At 71.3% G+C, this 17513-nt stretch carries 12 protein-coding genes; 3 read left to right on the forward strand and 9 right to left on the reverse strand.

Going from position 1 to position 17513, the window contains the following annotated elements; genetic code table 11:
* Positions 1-115 precede the first annotated feature (115 nt).
* Positions 116-847, reverse strand: a complete 732-nt coding sequence (locus ACZ4Z4_RS18665) for an SIMPL domain-containing protein (RefSeq protein ID WP_468328138.1) — start codon at positions 845-847, stop codon at positions 116-118.
* A 150-nt stretch (positions 848-997) separates the two neighbouring features.
* Between ACZ4Z4_RS18665 and ACZ4Z4_RS18670 the strand changes: the two genes are divergently transcribed.
* Positions 998-2803 (forward strand): bifunctional metallophosphatase/5'-nucleotidase, encoded by a 1806-nt coding sequence (locus tag ACZ4Z4_RS18670; protein ID WP_468328140.1) that lies wholly within the window; start codon positions 998-1000, stop codon positions 2801-2803.
* 7 nt (positions 2804-2810) lie between these two features.
* Here ACZ4Z4_RS18670 and ACZ4Z4_RS18675 read toward each other — a convergent pair whose 3' ends face one another.
* Positions 2811-3992 carry a GDSL-type esterase/lipase family protein gene (locus ACZ4Z4_RS18675; protein WP_468328142.1) on the reverse strand — a complete coding sequence of 394 codons (1182 nt, stop codon included), beginning with the start codon at positions 3990-3992 and terminating at the stop codon, positions 2811-2813.
* A gap of 115 nt (positions 3993-4107) precedes the next feature.
* Between ACZ4Z4_RS18675 and ACZ4Z4_RS18680 the strand changes: the two genes are divergently transcribed.
* A complete protein-coding gene (locus ACZ4Z4_RS18680; RefSeq protein WP_468328144.1) occupies positions 4108-4500 on the forward strand; it encodes a hypothetical protein in 393 nt (130 codons plus the stop codon).
* Positions 4501-4525: 25 nt separating this feature from the next.
* On the opposite strand, the gene ACZ4Z4_RS18685 is transcribed toward ACZ4Z4_RS18680, so the two are convergent.
* The 5 genes from ACZ4Z4_RS18685 to ACZ4Z4_RS18705 form a co-directional block, all read right to left on the reverse strand.
* Positions 4526-5974 (reverse strand): lysine N(6)-hydroxylase/L-ornithine N(5)-oxygenase family protein, encoded by a 1449-nt coding sequence (locus ACZ4Z4_RS18685; RefSeq protein ID WP_468328146.1) that lies wholly within the window; start codon positions 5972-5974, stop codon positions 4526-4528.
* Positions 5974-7374, reverse strand: coding sequence for a pyridoxal phosphate-dependent decarboxylase family protein (locus tag ACZ4Z4_RS18690; RefSeq protein WP_468328148.1), 1401 nt, complete (start codon positions 7372-7374; stop codon positions 5974-5976). The genes ACZ4Z4_RS18685 and ACZ4Z4_RS18690 overlap by 1 nt, the downstream gene beginning before the upstream one ends.
* 211 nt (positions 7375-7585) lie before the next feature.
* A complete protein-coding gene (gene pepN / locus ACZ4Z4_RS18695; protein ID WP_468328150.1) occupies positions 7586-10147 on the reverse strand; it encodes an aminopeptidase N in 2562 nt (853 codons plus the stop codon).
* Between the two features lie 59 nt (positions 10148-10206).
* Positions 10207-10545: a chorismate mutase gene (locus ACZ4Z4_RS18700; RefSeq protein WP_468328477.1), complete on the reverse strand. Its 339-nt coding sequence runs from the start codon at positions 10543-10545 to the stop codon at positions 10207-10209.
* 44 nt (positions 10546-10589) lie between these two features.
* Positions 10590-11498, reverse strand: coding sequence for a helix-turn-helix domain-containing protein (locus ACZ4Z4_RS18705; protein ID WP_468328152.1), 909 nt, complete (start codon positions 11496-11498; stop codon positions 10590-10592).
* A gap of 139 nt (positions 11499-11637) precedes the next feature.
* On the opposite strand from ACZ4Z4_RS18705, the gene ACZ4Z4_RS18710 reads away from it, so the two are divergent.
* Complete coding sequence (locus ACZ4Z4_RS18710; RefSeq protein ID WP_468328154.1) at positions 11638-13383, forward strand: beta-galactosidase; 1746 nt, start codon at positions 11638-11640, stop codon at positions 13381-13383.
* A 39-nt stretch (positions 13384-13422) separates the two neighbouring features.
* Here ACZ4Z4_RS18710 and ACZ4Z4_RS18715 read toward each other — a convergent pair whose 3' ends face one another.
* On the reverse strand, positions 13423-16527 hold the full coding sequence (locus ACZ4Z4_RS18715) for an endo-alpha-N-acetylgalactosaminidase family protein (RefSeq protein ID WP_468328156.1): 3105 nt from the start codon (positions 16525-16527) through the stop codon (positions 13423-13425).
* 173 nt (positions 16528-16700) lie between these two features.
* Positions 16701-17477 carry a S1 family peptidase gene (locus tag ACZ4Z4_RS18720; protein ID WP_468328158.1) on the reverse strand — a complete coding sequence of 259 codons (777 nt, stop codon included), beginning with the start codon at positions 17475-17477 and terminating at the stop codon, positions 16701-16703.
* Between the last annotated feature and the right edge of the window lie 36 nt (positions 17478-17513).

Consider the following 17513-nt stretch of genomic DNA (forward strand, 5'->3'; position numbering starts at 1 on the left):
TACCGGCCGGTAGAGAATTGGTCGGGGGTGACTACTCAACAACCTTTGCATGAAGGGTTATTGACAAGTGTTGAATTGTGCGGGGGGTTGCTCCGATGAGCGGGCGGAGTGGGCTTCAGGAGGTCAATTCCGGTGGTGTCATGGTGAATCGGGCATTGACTTGTGCGTAGACGTGCTGGCGTTGCGGTTCGAGGTCGAGGGGGGCTGCTTCCTCCTCGAAGTCGGGTGCGCCTCCATAGGCGGCGGCGGAGCGCATGCCGCCGGCGGGTGAGCCGTATCCGTAGGCGGGGAGGGGCTGTTCGGCGCCGATGTCGGCGAGTTCGACGAGGGCGGCGAGGCCGGTGCCGAGCGCTTCGGCGTACTCGCGGGCGCGTTGGACGGCTTCGCGGACTGCTTGCTGCCTGGCGTGGCGGTGGTGGGGCGAGTCGGGGCGCAGGGCCCACCAGGGGCCTTCGACGCGGGTGAGGTCGAGGTCGGCGAGGCGGGTGGTGAGCTCGCCGAGGGCGGTGAAGTCGGTGAGCTCGGCGGTGGTGTGGACGCGGCCGTGATAGGCGCGGACGCGTTCGCCGCGGCCGTGTCGGGTGAGTTCGGCGTTGATGGTGAAGGTGCCGGTTTCGAGGGTGGTGACGGCTTCGCCGAAGGTCTTGATGAGGTCAAGGGCGGTGGTGTTGCGGCGGGTGAGGTCGGTGAGGGTGGCGCGGCGGTCGGTGCCGCGGGCCGTGACGGTGACGGTGATGCGGGCGACCTCGGGATCGACTTCGAGGTGCGCTTCGCCGCGGACGGCGAGGCGGGGTGCGTCGGGGGTGCCGTAGGGGGCGGAGGGCGGGGTGGGGGTGGCGGAGGTCATGGCGTCACTCTCGCATCGTGGTGCGGCACCGGACAGTCATCGGATCGAAACCTGCGGGGTCTGTTGCGGGAGTGGTGGCCGGGGTCAGAATCTACGCGCGTTATCTACGCGCGTTACCTGCGTGGCGCCGGTCGATTGAGGAGTACGGATATGCCGTTGAACCGTCGGAAGTTCCTGGGTACGTCTGCTGTCACGGGTGTGGGGGCGGCGCTGACGGGCGCGGCCGTGGCGCCGGTGGCGCGGGCGAGCGAGTCCGGGAAGGGCGGGCGGCGCGCGAAGCGGTACTCGTTCACGGTGCTCGGTACGACGGATCTGCACGGAAATGTCTTCAACTGGGACTATTTCACGGACAAGGAGTTCGACGACAAGGACCACAACGATGTGGGCCTGGCGAAGATCTCCACGCTGGTGAATCAGGTCCGCAAGGAGAAGGGCCGCGGGAACACGCTGCTCATCGACGCGGGTGACACGATCCAGGGCACGCAGCTGTCGTATTACTACGCCAAGGTGGATCCGATCACGGCGAAGCACGGTCCTGTGCATCCGATGGCGCAGGCGATGAACGCGATCGGGTACGACGCGGCGGCGCTCGGCAATCACGAGTTCAATTACGGGATACCGGTGCTGCGGAAGTTCGAGGAGCAGTGCGACTTCCCGCTGCTCGGCGCCAACGCGCTGGACGCGAAGACGCAGAAGCCCGCTTTCCCGCCGTACTTCATGAAGCGGCTGCGCACACCGCACGGCCGTGATGTGAAGGTGGCGGTGCTGGGTCTCACCAATCCCGGGATCGCGATCTGGGACAAGGCGAACGTGCAGGGGAAGATGACGTTCCCGGGTCTTGAGGAGCAGGCGGCGAAGTGGGTGCCGAAGCTGCGGTCGATGGGTGCGGATGTCGTGATCGTGTCGGCGCACTCGGGCTCCAGCGGCACGTCCTCGTACGGGGACCAGTTGCCGTACGTCGAGAACGCGGCGGGTCTGGTGGCGGAGCAGGTGCCGGGGATCGACGCGATTCTGGTGGGGCACGCGCACACGGAGATTCCCGAGTACTTCGTGGAGAACAAGAAGACCGGCAAGAAGGTCGTGCTGTCGGAGCCGTTGAAGTGGGGGCAGCGGCTGACGCTGTTCGACTTCGACCTGGTGTGGGCGAAGGGCCGTTGGTCGGTGGAGAAGGTCGGGGCGCAGGTCCTGAACTCCAACACGGTGGCCGAGGACAAGAAGGTGACGCGGCTCCTTGCGGACGAGCACAAGAAGGTCGTCGCGTACGTCAACCAGGTGATCGGTACGTCGACGGCGGCGATGAGCACGGCCGAGGGCCCGTACAAGGATGTCGCGATCATCGATCTGATCAACCAGGTGCAGAAGGAGACGGTGGCGGAGGCGTTGAAGGGCGGCGCGTACGCGGCGCTGCCGGTGCTTTCGCAGGCGTCGTGTTTCTCGCGGACGGCGAAGATTCCGGCGGGCGATGTGACGATCCGGGATGCGGCGGGCCTCTATCCCTTCGAGAACACGCTGGAGGCGCGGCTGCTCACGGGTGCGCAGCTGAAGGAGTACCTGGAGTTCTCCGCGCGCTACTACGTGCAGACCCCCGCGGGCGGTCCGGTCGACCCGGCGAAGCTGACGAACGCCGGGAACATCCCGGATTACAACTATGACGCGGTGCTGGGCCTGACGTACGAGATCGACATCGCGAAGCCGTCCGGTTCGCGCATCGTGAAGCTGTCCTTCGAGGGCAAGGAGATCGACCCGAAGGCGGAGTTCGTGCTGGCGGTGAACAATTACCGGGCGAGCGGGGGCGGCAATTTCCCGCACATCGCGGGCGCCAAGCAGCTGTGGGCCAATTCGGAGGAGATCCGGAACACGATCATCGGCTGGGTGAAGGCGAAGGGGACGGTCGACCCGGCCCGTTTCGCCTCGGTGGACTGGAAGCTGACCCGGGACGGGACGCCGGTGTTCTAGGCCGCCATCAGATTCCCAGGCTCGTCAGGTCGACGGAGTCGGCGAGGGCCTGGGCTCCGGCGTCGTTGACGTGGAGGCCGTCGCCGCTGTCGTAGTCGTCGTGGATCCGGTCGGGGTCGGCGGGGTCCGCGACGGCGGCGGCGAAGTCGGCGTAGGCGTCGAAGGGGCTGTCGGTGGAGCGGATCCAGTCGTTGACCTCGCGGGCGACGGCGATGCCTTCGGGGGTGGAGTAGCCCTCGAAGATCGTGTCCTTGTAGGGGCCGACGGTGGTGACGGTCACGGTGAGGCCCGCGGCGTGGATGCGGTCGGCGAGTGCGGTGAGGCCCGCGACGAGGTCGGTGGCGGTGGGGATGGGCGCGGGGTCGGGATAGGCCTCCTGGCCGGGGATGCCGAGGTCGTTGAGGCCGAAGTGGATCAGGATGTGGGTGGCGCCGGGGGTGTCGAGGGCGTCGCGGTCGAGGCGGGCGAGGGCGCGTTCGCCGATCTCGTCGGTGAGGAGGCGGTTGGCGGAGAGGCCCTGGTTGACGACCCAGCCGGGGTGTCCGGCGGCGCGGAGGCGGTTGTTGAGCAGGTCGGGGAAGCGGTGGTCGGTGTCGGGGGTGGTGCCGGTCCCTTCGAACCAGGAGTCGCCGAAGGCGACGGCGATGCGGGTGCCTGCGGGAGCGAGGACGTCGGCGCCGCTGATGAAGTGGCGGGTGGCGAGCTCTTCGAGGCCTTCGGTGCCGTCGAGGGTGGGTGCGGTGAGGGCGTTGCCGGGGACGGCCCAGCCGGTGCGCAGGGGGACGGCGGAGTAGGTGGAGAGGCCGGTGTCGTCGGGGAGCCAGAGGGTGAGGGCGAACTCTTCGCCGGTGGTGACGGCTCGCTCGATGGGGTCGCTGACGGCTTCCTCACCGGCGGGGATGGTGAATTCCGTGGCGCCGCCGAGGAGGACCGGTGTGCCGGTGCCGATTTCGATGCCGCTGCCTCCGGTGCGTCTGGCGAGGTGGGCGCCGCCGATGTGGAGGGGCTCCTTGCCGTAGCGGTTGGTGAGGCGGATACGGAGGGCGCTGCCGCCGCCGTCGAGGCGGATGATCTGGCGGAGAGTGTGTCCGGCGAAGCCGCGGAGTTCGAAGAGGTCGATGGTTTCGTGGGGGCTGACGACGGCGGAGCGGAAAGCTGCGGTCCAGGAGGCCGTGGAGTTGGTGGTCATGGTCGTCCGAACCGGCGTGTGGGGGCGGTTATTTCGGCGGCCGGCGTTTTTCGCGGAGAAATATCGAAGGAATATTGAGAGGTGCCGGGGCGCTTGGGGGCGGACAATTCGGCTCATGAATGTGGAACTTGCCGCTGCTCTTGCCCCGGTGCTCCGTGATCTCGACGCCACGTGTGCGGTGCGTCCTGTGGTGCGTGAGGAGCACGACGACGGGATCGGTGAGTACGTGGTGCTCTACGCGCCGGATGGTTCGGGCGCGGGGCTCGTGCAGCGGGTCGGGGCGGCTGGGGCGGAGCGGACGGCGGACTTCGCGGACCAGGCGCAGGACTGGGCGGTCGAGGCGCTGTGCGCGGAGTTGCGGCCGGCGGTGTGGCCGGAGTGTCCCGCGCACCCCGACTCGCATCCGTTGGAGGCGGGGGTGGTGCGGGGTGTCGCGGTGTGGTCGTGCCCGGGGTCACGGCGGGTGGTCGCCGCGGTCGGGGAACTCGGTGGGCCGGCCGGTTCTTGAGGCGCTCCCCGTTCTTGCGGCGGGATCAGTTCTTGAGGCGTACGAGGTTTCCGCGTTGTTGGCCGATGTGGCTGGTGGGGCCCGTGTGTTGTTCGGGGGTGTGGAGGCCGAAGGTGGTGAATGCGGTGCGCTCCGGCAGGGGGTAGGCGGGGTTGCCGGTGAGGGTGTTGAGGATGGTGGCGCTGCGCCAGGCGGCCAGGCCGAGGTCGGGGGCGCCGACGCCGTGGGTGTGGCGTTCGGCGTTCTGTACGTAGATGTTGCTGCCGGCGCCGGTGATGGAGGGGTCGAGGACGAGGCGGTACTGCTCGTCGATGCGGGGGCGGGCGGATGAGTCCTTGCGGATGTAGGGGTCGAGGGCGCCGATGATCTGGTCGAGCGGGCGTTCGCGGTAGCCGGTGGCGAGGACGACGGCGTCGGTGGTGAGGCGGGAGCGGGCGCCTTGTTGCAGGTGTTCGAGGTGGAGTTCGACGCGGGTGGTGGCGACGCGGCCCGCGGTGCGTACGGAGACGCCGGGGGTGAGGACGGCGTCGGGCCAGCCGCCGTGGAGGGTGCGGCGGTAGAGCTCGTCGTGGATGGCGGCGATGGTGTCGGTGTCGATGCCCTTGTGGAGTTGCCATTGGTGGGGCACGAGGCCGTCGCGTACGGCTTCGGGGAGGGCGTGGAAGTAGCGGGTGTAGTCGGGGGTGAAGTGTTCGAGGCCGAGCTTGGAGTACTCCATGGGGGCGAAGGCCTCGGTGCGGGCGAGCCAGTGGATCTTCTCGTGTCCGACGGGGCGGGCGCGGAGCAGGTCGAGGAAGATCTCGGCGCCGGACTGGCCCGAGCCGATGACGGTGATGTGGTCGGCGGTGAGCAGGGTCTCGCGGTGGTCGAGGTAGTCGGCGGAGTGGATGACGGGGACGGTGGGGGCTTCGGCGAGGGGTTTGAGGGGTTCGGGGATGTGGGGGGCGGTGCCGATGCCGAGGGCGATGTTCTTGGTGTAGGTGCGGCCGAGGGCTTCGGCTTCGCCGTCGGTGTCGAGCTGGGTGTAGTCGACTTCGAACAGGTCGCGTTCGGGGTTCCAGCGGACGGCGTCGATCTGGTGCCCGAAGTGGAGGGTGGGGAGGTTCTCGCTGACCCAGCGGCAGTAGGCGTCGTATTCGGCGCGTTGGATGTGGAAGCGCTCGGCGAAGTAGAAGGGGAAGAGGCGTTCGCGGGTCTTGAGGTAGTTGAGGAAGGACCAGGGGTTGGCGGGGTCGGCGAGGGTGACGAGGTCGGCGAGGAAGGGGACTTGGAGGGTGGCGCCGTCGATGAGGAGCCCGGGGTGCCAGTGGAAGGCGGGGTGCTGTTCGTAGAAGGCGGTGTCGAGGTCGGCGAGGGGGTGGGCGAGGGCCGCGAGGGAGAGGTTGAAGGGGCCGATGCCGATGCCGACGAGGTCGCGGGGGTCTTCGGGGGTGGTGAGCGGCCGGGGGCCGGAGTGGTCGGGGGTGCCGGTCATCAAGGGGTGGTTCCTTCCACGAGCTTGAGGAGCGCGGTGAGGTCTTCGGGCCGGGTGTGCGGGTTGAGGAGGGTGGCCTTGAGCCAGCGGCGGCCGTCGAGGTCGGCGCGGCCGAGTACGGCGGTGCCGTCGGTGAGCAGTCGTCTGCGTACGCGGGCGATGTCGTCGTCGGTGGCGTGTGCGGGGCGGAACAGGACGGTGCTGATGGCGGGGGTGTCGTAGAGCTCGAAGGCGGGGTGGGCCCGGATGTGGCGGGCGAATTCGTGTGCCAGGTCGCAGACGTGGTCGACGAGGGCGCCGAGCCCGGTGCGGCCGAGGGTCTTGAGGGTGACGGCGATCTTGAGTACGTCGGGGCGCCGGGTGGTGCGCAGGGAGCGGCCGAGGAGGTCGGGGAGGCCCGCGTCGGTGTCGTCGTCGGCGTTGAGGTAGTCGGCGCGGTGTTCGAGGGCGCGCAGGTCGCGGGGGTCGCGGGCGGCGAGGAGCCCTGCGGCGGCGGGTTGCCAGCCGAGTTTGTGCAGGTCCAGGGTGACGGTGTCGGCGCGGTGGAGGCCGCGGAGCTGTTCTCTGCGGGTGGCGCTGAAGAGGAGGCCTCCGCCGTAGGCCGCGTCGATGTGGAGGCGGGCGCCGTGGGTGGCGCAGATGTCGGCGATGTCGTCGAGCGGGTCGATGAGGCCGGCGTCGGTGGTGCCCGCGGTGGCGGCGACGAGGTGGGTGCCGGGTGGGCCGCCGAGTGCGGTGAGGGCGGTGTCGAGTGCCGTGGGGTCGAGGGTGCCCGCGGGGGCGGGCACGGTGACCGGTTCGGGCAGGCCGAGGAGCCAGGCGGCGCGGACGAGGGAGTGGTGGGCGTTCTCGCCGGTGAGGAGGCGCACGGGGCCCGCGGCGTGCGGGGCTTCGCGGGCGAGGAGGAGGGCCAGCTGGTTGGCTTCGGTGCCGCCGGTGGTGATGAGGGCGTCGCCGTCGTCGTGGATCTCGGCGGCGAGTGCGCGGGTGACGAGGGTTTCGAGCGCGGTCGCGGCGGGTGCCTGGTCCCAGGAGTCCATGGAGGGGTTGAGGGCGGACGCGGCGAGGTCGGCGGCGGTGGCGACGGCGAGGGGCGGGCAGTGCAGGTGGGCGGCGCACAGGGGGTCCGCGGGGTCGGCGGCGCCTTCGGTGAGGGCGCGGACGAGCGTGCGCAGGGTTGTCTCGGGGTCGGTGCCGTGCTCGGGGAGTACCGGCTCGGCGGCGGCGCGGACGCGGTCGGTGACCGCTCGGGGGCCGCCGGCGGGGAGGGGGCCGCCGCGGGTGGCGGCCCCCTCGTGGAGTGCGTCGAGCGTGGCGTCGAGCAACGGCCGCAGGGCGTCGGGGCCTTGGGGGCCGCCGGCGAGGGGCGGCGGGGTGCGCGGGGTGCTCGGGGTGCTCATCGGAGAGGGAGTCCTTCGGGTGCGCGCGTACAGGGGCACCAGCCTGTACGGCGCGCGGACAGCTCGTCCGATTACCTCGGCGATCCGAACCCGAAAGTGGTACTGCCGTGCGGAGAAAACGTGTGGGGGTGGCCTCGGGTGCTAGAGGGGCCCCAAAGCTCTCGGGTGCTGGAGGGGCCCCGAAGCTGGAGGGACCCCTCTGGCTGCCGTGTCAGTCCTGGTGCGTGCTCTGGCGTACGCGCAGGGCCCGTGCCAGGTCGTCGAGCTGGTCGGTGAGTTTGCGGCGCAGGGCCGGGGTGGGTTCGGCGTCGCGCAGGCAGCGTTCGCCGAGGCGGAGCGTCTCGGCGTCCACGAAGGGCGCGGGGAAGGCGTAGCGGCCCGCGGCCTCGGCCATGGCGGGGCCGCGGCGTGCGGCGAGGGCCACGGCGTCCTCGTAGTAGCGGGGGATGTACTCCCGGACGAGGTCGGCCTGTTCGGGTTGCCAGAAGCCCTGGGCGGTGGCGGTGAAGAGGTAGTTGGACAGGTCGTCGGAGCCGAACATGGCCTCCCAAGCGGCCCGCTTGGCGGCGGCGTCGGGCAGTGCGGCGCGGCAGCGTGCGGCGCCTTCCTGGCCGGTGGCGCTCGGGTCCCGCGCGAGTTCGGCGGCGATGGCGTCCTCGTCGGTCGCGTCGAGGACGGCGAGCCTGGCGAGAATGCGCCAGCGCAGTTCGGGGTCGAGCTCGGGGCCGCCGGGCACGGTGCCCTCGGCGAGCCAGGCCTGGAGGGGTGCCTCCTGGGTGGCGACGTCGATGAAGCCGCGGACGGCGGTGAGGCGCAGGCCGGGGTTGGAGCCGTCCTCGGTGCGGCGGATCAGGTCGCGGCAGAGCTCGGCGAGGAGGGCGAGGGCGGCGGGCCGCTGGTCGGGGGTGCTGTAGCGGTCGGCGATGTGGAGGGTGGCGAAGCCGAGGACGCCCTGGACGAGGGCGAGGTCGCTTTCCTCGGGGAGGTGGGTGCGGGCGGCCCTGAGGTAGGTGGTGCCGTCGAGCTCGCCGTCGCGGACCATGTCGCGGAGGCTGTTCCACAGGACGGCGCGGGTGAGGGCGTCGGGGATGCCGGCGAGGCCGCGCAGGGCGGTTTCCTGGGAGTGGTCGTCGAGGCGGATCTTGGCGTAGGTGAGGTCCTGGTCGTTGGGGACGATCAGGGCGGGGCGGCCGCCGTCGCGCGGGGTCTCGGGTCCGGTGGCGGGGACGTCGGTCTCGAAGCGTTCACGCAGGACGAGGCCGGGGCCGCCGGAGAGGTCGCGGTCGTAGACGCCGACGGCGATGCGGTGCGGGCGGCCACGTCCGTGACCGCCTCCCTGGCCGCCTTCACCTCCCTGACCGCCGCCGTCGCGGTCGACGGTGAGCGTCCATTCGCGGCCGGCGTGGGTGACCTTGGTGGTGAGGGTGTCGACGCCGGTGGTGCGCAGCCAGGCCTCTGCCCAGGCGTGGACGTCGCGGTCGGTGGCGTGGGCGAGGGAGTCGATGAAGTCGGCGAGGGTGGCGTTGCCGAACTTGTGGCGTGCGAAGTGGGTGTTGATGCCGGCGAGGAAGTCCTTCTCGCCGAGCCAGGCGACGAGCTGGCGCAGGGCGCTGGCTCCCTTGGCGTACGAGATGCCGTCGAAGTTGAGCATCGCGGACGCGGTGTCGGGCACGGCGTCGGGGTCGGGGGCGACGGGGTGGGTGGAGGGGCGCTGGTCGGCGTCGTACCCCCAGGACTTGCGGGCGACGCCGAAGTCGGTCCAGGGGTCCTTGAAGCGGGTGGCTTCGGCGGTGGTCTGGAAGCCCATGTACTCGGCGAAGGACTCGTTGAGCCAGATGTCGTCCCACCAGCGCAGGGTGACGAGGTCGCCGAACCACATGTGGGCCATTTCGTGGGCGATGACCATGGCGCGGGTCTGCCGCTCGGTGTCGGTGACGGCGGAGCGGTAGACGAACTCGTCGCGGAAGGTGACGAGTCCGGGGTTCTCCATGGCGCCCGCGTTGAATTCGGGGACGAACGCCTGGTCGTAGGAGTCGAAGGGGTAGGGCTCCTCGAACTTCTCGTGGTAGCGGTCGTAGCAGGCGCGGGTGATGTCGAGGATTTCGTCGGCGTCGGCTTCCATGGCGGGGCCGAGGGAGCGGCGGCAGTGGATGCCGAAGGGCAGTCCGCGGTGTTCGGTGCGGACCGAGTGCCAGGGTCCCGCGGCGACGGCGACGAGGTAGGTGGAGATGAGCGGGGTCGCCGCGGCCCGCCAGGTGCCGCCGCCGAGGTGTTCGGTGACGCCGTTGGCGAGGACGGTCCAGCTCTCGGGGGCGGTGACGGTCAGCTCGAAGACGGCCTTCAGGTCGGGCTGGTCGAAGGCGGCGAAGACGCGCTGGACGTCTTCCATGAAGAGCTGGGTGTAGAGGTAGGTCTCGCCGTCGGTGGGGTCGGTGAAGCGGTGCATGCCCTCGCCGGTGCGGGAGTAGCGCATGGCGGCGTCGACGCGGAGTTCGTGTTCGCCGGGGGTGAGGCCGTCGAGCGCGAGGCGGTTGCCGGTCAGGCCCGCCGGGTCGAGCGGTTGCCCGTCGAGGGTGACGGAGCGCAGCTCGGCGGGCTTGAGCTCGACGAAGGTGGCGCCTTCGGTGCGGGCACCGAACCGGATGACGGTCCGGGAGTCGAAGGTGTCGTGGGCGGGGTCGGCCGCCCGGGACAGATCGAGCTCGACCGTGTACCGGTGGACGTCGATGAGCTGGGCACGGGTCTGCGCTTCGTCGCGCGTCAGTACGGGCATGGGGACATGCTGCCCGATGGCGCGGGGCGGGTGCAGGACTCCCTGCCGGGGCGGTGGCGTCAGGCGGACTTGGCGATCGTCTCGTGGTGGCGGATGACCTCGGCGATGATGAAGTTGAGCAGCTTCTCGGCGAAGGCGGGGTCGAGCTTGGCGCTCTCGGCGAGTTCGCGCAGGCGGGCGATCTGGCGGGACTCGCGCGTGGGGTCGGCGGGCGGCAGGTGGTGCTGGGCCTTGAGGTGGCCGACCTGCTGGGTGCACTTGAAGCGTTCGGCGAGCATGTGGACGACGGCGGCGTCGATGTTGTCGATGCTGTCGCGCAGCCGGGACAGCTCGGCGCGCACGGCGTCGTCCGGGGCGGTGCCGGGGTCCGGGGCAGTGGCGGGGTGCGTGCCGTTCATGCTGTTGTCGTCACTGGTGTGGCTGGTGGTCATGGGCCACGAGCCTACGTTGCCGCTCCGGGGCCGCCACCGGCGGAAGAGCGCAAAACGGGTGGGTGGTCGGGGTCGGGTATCCGGTGCGACCAGCCGCCGGGTACGGCCCTTCCCTGCTGGTCGCGGAAGCGGACGGGGGCCATGCCGACGCGGCGGGTGAAAAGGCGTGAAAAGTACGCCGGGTCGTCGTAGCCGACGCGGCGGGCGACGGCGGCGACGGGCAGCTCGGTGGCGGCGAGGAGTTCCTTGGCGCGGCCGAGGCGGATGCCGAGGAGGTAGTCCTTGGGGCTGCATCCGGCGCCGCGCCGCACGGCGGTGCGCAGTTCGGCGGGGGTCATGCCGTGCCGGGCGGCGTGCTCGGCGACGGACAGGGGCTTGAAGGCGTCGCGGGCGAGGGACTGGAGGACGGGGTCGCCGTCGGGGGCGATGTCGGCGCGGGCGCGGCGCAGCGCGACGAGGAGTTCGTGGACGGCGGCGCCGGTCTCGACTTCGAGGAGGGGGTTGCCGCGGCGGGCCGCGCGGGCGATGCGGGCGACGACGCCGCGGGCGCCCGCGGCGTCGGAGAGCGGCACGACGGGGCGGGCGGGTTCGATGTAGCCGAGTTCGGTGTACGTGGCGGTGGCGGGGCCCGTGAAGTCGACGAAGCACTCGTCCCAGCCGGTGTCGGGGTCGGGTCCGTAGTGGTGGCGTACGCCGGGGGTGAGCCAGAGCAGGGCGGGCGCGGTCACGGTGGTGCGGCGCCCGTCGGGGCCGTGGAACCAGCCGCCGCCGGAGCTGATGACGACGGCGACGTGGTGGTCGAGGGTGCGGGGGCCGACGGTGGGCAGGAGGCCGTGCTGGAGGCCGACGCCGAGGCAGGCGAGGCCGAGCCTGTGGTGGGCCGGGCTCGGGGTGAAATACCGCATCCACGTGTGGTACATCCGCTTCCGCCCCTTTCGTCCGGGCGCGGGCCCGCTCCGGGCCCGGCCCGCTCCTTGCGTCCAACCGGGCTCGATCTTTGTCCATGGACCCCGTCGCCCGCCAGAGGTGATCGTGGGCGGGACGTGAGCGGAGGACGCGATGAACGGGTTCAGGGTCGGCGAGGACGATTTCGAGGTGGACGGGCGGCCGGTGCGGCTGCTCTCCGGCGCGCTGCACTATTTCCGGGTGCACGAGGCGCAGTGGGGCCACCGTCTGGCGATGCTGCGGGCGATGGGGCTCAACTGCGTGGAGACGTACGTCCCGTGGAACCTGCACGAGCCGCGTCCGGGCGCGTACCGCGACGTGGAGGCGGTGGGCCGGTTCCTGGACGCGGTGCGCGAGGCGGGCCTGTGGGCGATCGTCCGGCCGGGTCCCTACATCTGCGCGGAGTGGGAGAACGGCGGTCTGCCGCACTGGCTGACGGGCGCGGTGGGGGCCCGCGCGCGGACCAGCGACGAGGAGTATCTCGGGCATGTGGACCGTTGGTTCCGCCGGCTGCTGCCGCAGGTCGTGGCGCGCGAGGAGAGCCGCGGCGGTCCCGTGATCATGGTGCAGGTCGAGAACGAGTACGGCAGCTACGGCTCGGACCAGGTGTACCTGCGCCACCTGGCCGGTCTGCTCCGTGCCGAGGGCGTGAGCGTCCCGCTGTGCACCTCGGACGGCCCCGAGGACCACATGCTGACCGGCGGCTCGATCCCGGGTGTCCTGGCGACCGCCAACTTCGGGTCCAGTGCGCGCGCGGCGTTCGAGAAGCTGCGCGCGCACCGCCCGAAGGGTCCGCTGATGTGCATGGAGTTCTGGTGCGGCTGGTTCGACCACTGGGGCGCGGAGCATGTCGTGCGCGACGCGGAGGACGCGGCGGCGGCGTTGCGCGAGATCCTGGAGTGCGGGGCGTCGGTGAACCTGTACATGGCGCACGGCGGCACGAACTTCGCGGGCTGGGCGGGCGCCAACCGGGGCGGCGGTGCACTGCACGACGGGGAGCTCCAGCCGGACGTCACGTCGTACGACTACGACGCGCCCGTCGACGAGTCCGGCCGCGCCACGCCGAAGTTCTGGGCGTTCCGGAAGGTCCTCGCCCGGTACGCGGCCGCTCCCCTGCCAAAGCCGCCCCCACCCCCGCCGTCGCTGGGCGCGCCCGTGTCGGCGGCTCTTACCTCGTGGTCCTCCCTGGACACGGTCCTGGACGTCCTGGGCACCCCGGAGTCGGAGCACGCGGTTCCGCCCACGTTCGAGGAGCTGGACGTGGACCGCGGCCTGGTCCGGTACGCGGTGACGGTGCCGGGCCCGCGCGAGCCGTACCCGCTGAGCGTGCGGGGCCTGCGGGACCGGGCGGTGGTGTACGTCGACGGTGAACGGGCGGGCGTCCTCACGGAGGGCACCCCGACCCTGCTCGCCCCGGTCGCCGGGCACGCGCGCGTGGAGCTGTGGGTGGAGTCGCTCGGCCGGGTCAACTACGGCCCGCGCACGGGCGAGCCGAAGGGCATCACCGGCGGCATCCTGCACGAGCGGCAGTACCTGCACGGGGTGCGGGCCCGCGCGCTGCGCCTGGACGCGTTCGACGTGCCGTCGGCGGTACGGGAGGTCCCCGCGGCCGGCACCGGGAACGGCCGCCCCGGCCTGTACCGGGGCGTCGTCGCCGTCGACTCCCCCGGCGACGCCTCCCTCGCCCTGCCCGGCTGGACGCGCGGCTTCGTGTGGGTGAACGGCTTCAACCTGGGCCGCTACTGGTCGGCGGGCCCGCAGACGTCGCTGTACGTACCGGGGCCCGTGCTGCGGGCGGGGAGCAACGAGGTGTGGGTGCTGGAGCTGGAGGAGGGCGGGGAGAGGGTCGGGCTGGCGTGAGGGCCGCCGGGCCCGCCCCTCTCCGTGCGCCGAGGCCTCTCAGACCTCGCGGATCTCGAAGGCGTCGAGGACGAACTCCGCCTTCCCGTCGTCGCCGGTCTTGCGCAGGCCGACCCAGGCCTCGCCCTGCGCGGGGGCGGTGAACTCGTAGGTGAGCGTGGTGGGTTCGGTGGCGACCGGGAGGTTCTTGCGGTCGAGTTCGCGGGGGGTGGGCTCGTCGACCGCGGTGATCCAGGCGTACTGGTCCGCCTTCTCGTTCTCGTAGCGGAAGGAGACGCGGTAGCGCCTGCCCGGGGCGAAGCGGGCGGTGTGCGGGACGGTGCGGTAAACGAGGCCCTTGTTCTCGCCCCGTGACTTGAGGGAGTTCGTGCCGTCGACGACGTCGTCGATCGCCTTGCCGTTCCAGCCGCGCTGGGTGTACGGGGCGTGGCGCTGGGCGATGTGGGTGCGCGGGTCGGTGGCGCCGCCGGCGTCGCCCTTCACGAAGGGGCCCCAGCCCTGGGGGACGTGTTCGAAGTCCTCGTGGACGAGGACGGCGCGGGGACGCCCGGTGGGGCGGCGGGTCGCGACGACGCGTACGTTGTCGAAGCGCACGCGTGCGTCCCCCGGCCCGGCGCGCAGGGTCAGCTCGGCCGTACCGCCGCCTTCCGGGACGGTGAAGTGGGTGAACATGCGCTGGAAGCGGGTGCCGTGCTTGCGGTCGGCGGCCACGTAGTTGCCCGCGGTGGACGTCTCGGTGTAGTTGGCTGCGGTGATGCCGTCGGCGGTGCGTACTTCGAGGGAGGCCTTGCGCCGCTCCCCCGGCTTCTCGCCGACCTCCACCTGTACGGACGCGACGTACGTGCCGGCCTTCAGGCGGGCGAGGCGCTGCCCGACGGACGCGGCGCCGCCCGCGCCGATGACCAGCTCGTGGTCGCCGAGCGCGCTGAGCTTCACCTCGGCGGGACCGCTGACCTGCCAGCCCTTGAGGGTGCCGGAGCGGAAGCCCGGGTCGTGCAGCGGGGTGCCCTGGCCCCACTTCGGGTCGGGCAGGGACGCGGCACGCTCGCGGTAGAGGACGTAGGGCTGCTTCGGCGCTGCCTTGAGGGTGATTTTTCCGCCCACTACGGAGACGTACGACTCGAAGACCCTGCCCTGGTCGGTGAGCCGGTACAGCGCCACCCGGGAGCGGCGTGCCCACGCGCGCGGCAGCCGCCAGCCGCTGGTGCCGCCCGCCGGGTTGTAGTGGTACAGCTTGGCGGGATCGTGGGCCTTGCGGGGCTCCCAGGGGAGGAGATAACGGCCGTCTTCGTAGACGACGTTTCCGTCGGTGGTGATGCGCCGCTTGCCGGAGGCGTCGGACACCGACGTCGCCGTGCGCCCGAAGAAGGTGATCTCGTGCTCGCCCCAGCTCTTGATGGGGTGCGCCTGGAGGTACTTGGCGGGCAGGGAGTGGGTCCAGATGAGGTCGTAGAAGGCGTGCCAGTCGGTCTTGCCCACCCAGCCCTCGAAGTTGCCCATGCGGGCGATGCCGAGGAGGGTGGGCCACTTGTCGGCGAAGACGTCCTTCTGGTGGTTGCGGACGAAGCGGATGAGGCGGGAGTTGATGCCGCGGGAGGTGTCGCCGCCGTAGTCGGGCTCGGTGGCCCAGTGTGACCAGACCGCCGACCGTTCGAAGCCGTGGCCCCACTCCGTGGTGACCGTCCAGCCCTGTGCGCGCAGGGCGCGCTGGAGCCGGTCCGAGGTCCAGCCGGACTCGCGGAACACGTCGATGTAGAGGGTGTTCAGGCCGTCGTCGGTCTGGGCGCGCAGGTCGGCGAAGCGTTTGACGATGTCTCCGGAGACAAGGTCGCGGCGCTGGTCGATGCGGTAGCTCTGGTCGAGCCAGTCCCACTGTTCGTTGCTCTTGTCGACGAGCTTCTCGGAGAAGGCGTTCGCGACGGGATAGGACTCGGTGGCGTTGACGTGCACGCCGAAGTCGCTGTTCCACTTCTTGCCCTCGCGGACCAGGGTGTTGAGGTCGTCGAGGCCGCCCGCGCGCGTGTTGTAGTTGTCCGCGTAGTCGGGGTGGGCGGAGTCGTGGCCCTCGGACTGGTAGCCCTTGAGGAGGGTGTACTGGCGCAGGCCGTCGGTCGCCAGGTGGATGCGCTTGACGTCGTCGAGCGTGGCGAGGAACGGGTTGGTGGCCTGCGAGGCGAAGTTGAAGGGGATGTGCGGGACGACCCGCAGATGCTGCTCGTCGGCGCCGAGCGGGGTCACCATGATGTCGCGGAAGGCGATCGCGGCGTCCTGCCAGTCGACCTTGCCGTCGCCGTTGCGGTCGCCGGTGATGACGACGGTGGCGTACGGGAGGGGTTCGGTGGCGTCGACGGGGGCGGTCGCGGCCCGGTACGTCCACTGTCCGGGGCTCAATCGGACCTCTACGTAGTCGGCGTTTTCGGTGGGGCGCACCGTCTCGCGCCACAGGCGGCCGTTCTCCCAGGTGGTGCCCGCCTCGGAGGTGGGCTTGTCGTAGACGGTGTTCGTCTCGACGGCGCCGCCGAGCCCGTCGTGCGCGACGACGGCGTACGCGCAGCCGGTGGGCCGCTCGGCCGGGGTGTCGGCGGTCGGCCGGACGAGGGTGTCGCCGCTCTTGGCCTTGTCCAGCTGCACCCTCGCGGCGAGGAGCGCGGCGCCGGGCTGGTCGCTGCGTACGGAGAGGAGGGCGAGTCCGGGGACGCGCAGGGTGCCGACCCGCAGCGCGGCGGTGTCCGCGATCCGCGTGACGCGCCAGTGGACCTGCCGGCCCTCGACGGAGATCTCGACGTCGATCCGGGTGCCGCCGTCGAAGGCGAGCACGTACGCGGCGCGTGCCCTGCCCACCGCGGCGGTGACCTGCGGGGTGTGCTCGGTCTCGTCGATCAGGACGGTGGTGACGGCGTCCGCGCGGCCGTGCAGCACGGCGCCGCTCGCGCGGTCGGTGTACGAGACGACGCGCGGGAAGGCGGTGGCGACACGCACGTCCAGGTCGGCCGAGCGCAGGACCACCTCGTCCGCCGGGCGCCTGCCCGCGGCGGGCGCGGCGAACGCGCTACCGCCCACCCCCGCGGCGATCCCCAATCCGGCGATCGCGCCCGTCGCGACCACTGCTCTGCGGCTCGGCCCGGACGTCTCTGACGGCAGCATGCGGCACCCCTTGGCTGGGACGGAATTCGTGCCGCTCACGATGCGCCGGACGGACGAACCGGCCCATGGACAAAGGAGGGGCAGGTGTTGGACTAACCGCCGCCGCCCCATGCCCAAGCGGGGTGCCCGCGACCGCGCGCACCCCGCCGGACGTCACGGCGTCAGCTCCGTCCTCAGAGCTGTGACGCCGCCTTCTCTATGTCGCCCGCGAAGGTCGACACCTCGGTGTAGACACCGGGGTACTTCGGCTGCGCGCAGCCGTTGCCCCAGCTGACGATGCCGACCTGGATGTACTCGCCGGCCTCGTCCTTGCGGAACATGGGGCCGCCGGAGTCGCCCTGGCAGGTGTCCGTGCCGCCCACGTTCAGCTTGCCGGCGCAGAGCTCCTCGCCGGGCGTGAGCTCGGCGCCGTACGCGGCCTCGCAGTCGGCGTCGCTGACGAAGGGGACCTTCGCCTTGAGGAGGTGGCGCTGCTGGTCGCCGCCCTCCTTGTCGGCGCCCCAGCCCGCGATGTCGAACTCGCCCTCGTTGTACTTGGTGTCCTTGGCGATCTTCAGCGTGGGCAGGTCGATCGGCTTCGCCAGCTTGATGAGCGCCCAGTCCTTGCCCTTGCCGTTGTAGCCGGGGGCCTGGAGGACCTTGGTGGACTTCACCTCGACGGCGTCGGGGCTCTCCAGGTCCACGACGCCGGCGGTGGCGGTGGTGCCGGTGTTGTCACCGGAGCCGTCCACACAGTGGGCGGCGGTCAGCACGATGTCCTTGGCGTACAGCGCACCGCCGCAGCCCATCGAGAGACGGACCATGAACGGGAACTCGCCCTGCTCGGCGGGGGTGCCGCCGACGACGCGCTCGCCCGGCTGAGGGCCCGGGTGGGGAGCCGCCTGAGCGGCCACGGGCTGAAGGCTGACGGTGGCCAGAGCGATGGCGCCGAGGGTGGCGGCTCTCTTCACTCCACGCAGCTTGGTCTGCAACTGACTTCCCTTCGT

This window comes from Streptomyces sp. NPDC030245 (assembly GCF_055572995.1).

Coding starts and splice junctions, on each gene's coding strand:
- ACZ4Z4_RS18665 (WP_468328138.1), bottom strand. CDS start 847: ATGACCTCCGCCACCCCCACCCCGCCCTCCGCCCCCTACGGCACCCCC.
- ACZ4Z4_RS18670 (WP_468328140.1), top strand. CDS start 998: ATGCCGTTGAACCGTCGGAAGTTCCTGGGTACGTCTGCTGTCACGGGT.
- ACZ4Z4_RS18675 (WP_468328142.1), bottom strand. CDS start 3,992: ATGACCACCAACTCCACGGCCTCCTGGACCGCAGCTTTCCGCTCCGCC.
- ACZ4Z4_RS18680 (WP_468328144.1), top strand. CDS start 4,108: ATGAATGTGGAACTTGCCGCTGCTCTTGCCCCGGTGCTCCGTGATCTC.
- ACZ4Z4_RS18685 (WP_468328146.1), bottom strand. CDS start 5,974: ATGACCGGCACCCCCGACCACTCCGGCCCCCGGCCGCTCACCACCCCC.
- ACZ4Z4_RS18690 (WP_468328148.1), bottom strand. CDS start 7,374: ATGAGCACCCCGAGCACCCCGCGCACCCCGCCGCCCCTCGCCGGCGGC.
- pepN (WP_468328150.1), bottom strand. CDS start 10,147: ATGCCCGTACTGACGCGCGACGAAGCGCAGACCCGTGCCCAGCTCATC.
- ACZ4Z4_RS18700 (WP_468328477.1), bottom strand. CDS start 10,545: ATGAACGGCACGCACCCCGCCACTGCCCCGGACCCCGGCACCGCCCCG.
- ACZ4Z4_RS18705 (WP_468328152.1), bottom strand. CDS start 11,498: ATGTACCACACGTGGATGCGGTATTTCACCCCGAGCCCGGCCCACCAC.
- ACZ4Z4_RS18710 (WP_468328154.1), top strand. CDS start 11,638: ATGAACGGGTTCAGGGTCGGCGAGGACGATTTCGAGGTGGACGGGCGG.
- ACZ4Z4_RS18715 (WP_468328156.1), bottom strand. CDS start 16,527: ATGCTGCCGTCAGAGACGTCCGGGCCGAGCCGCAGAGCAGTGGTCGCG.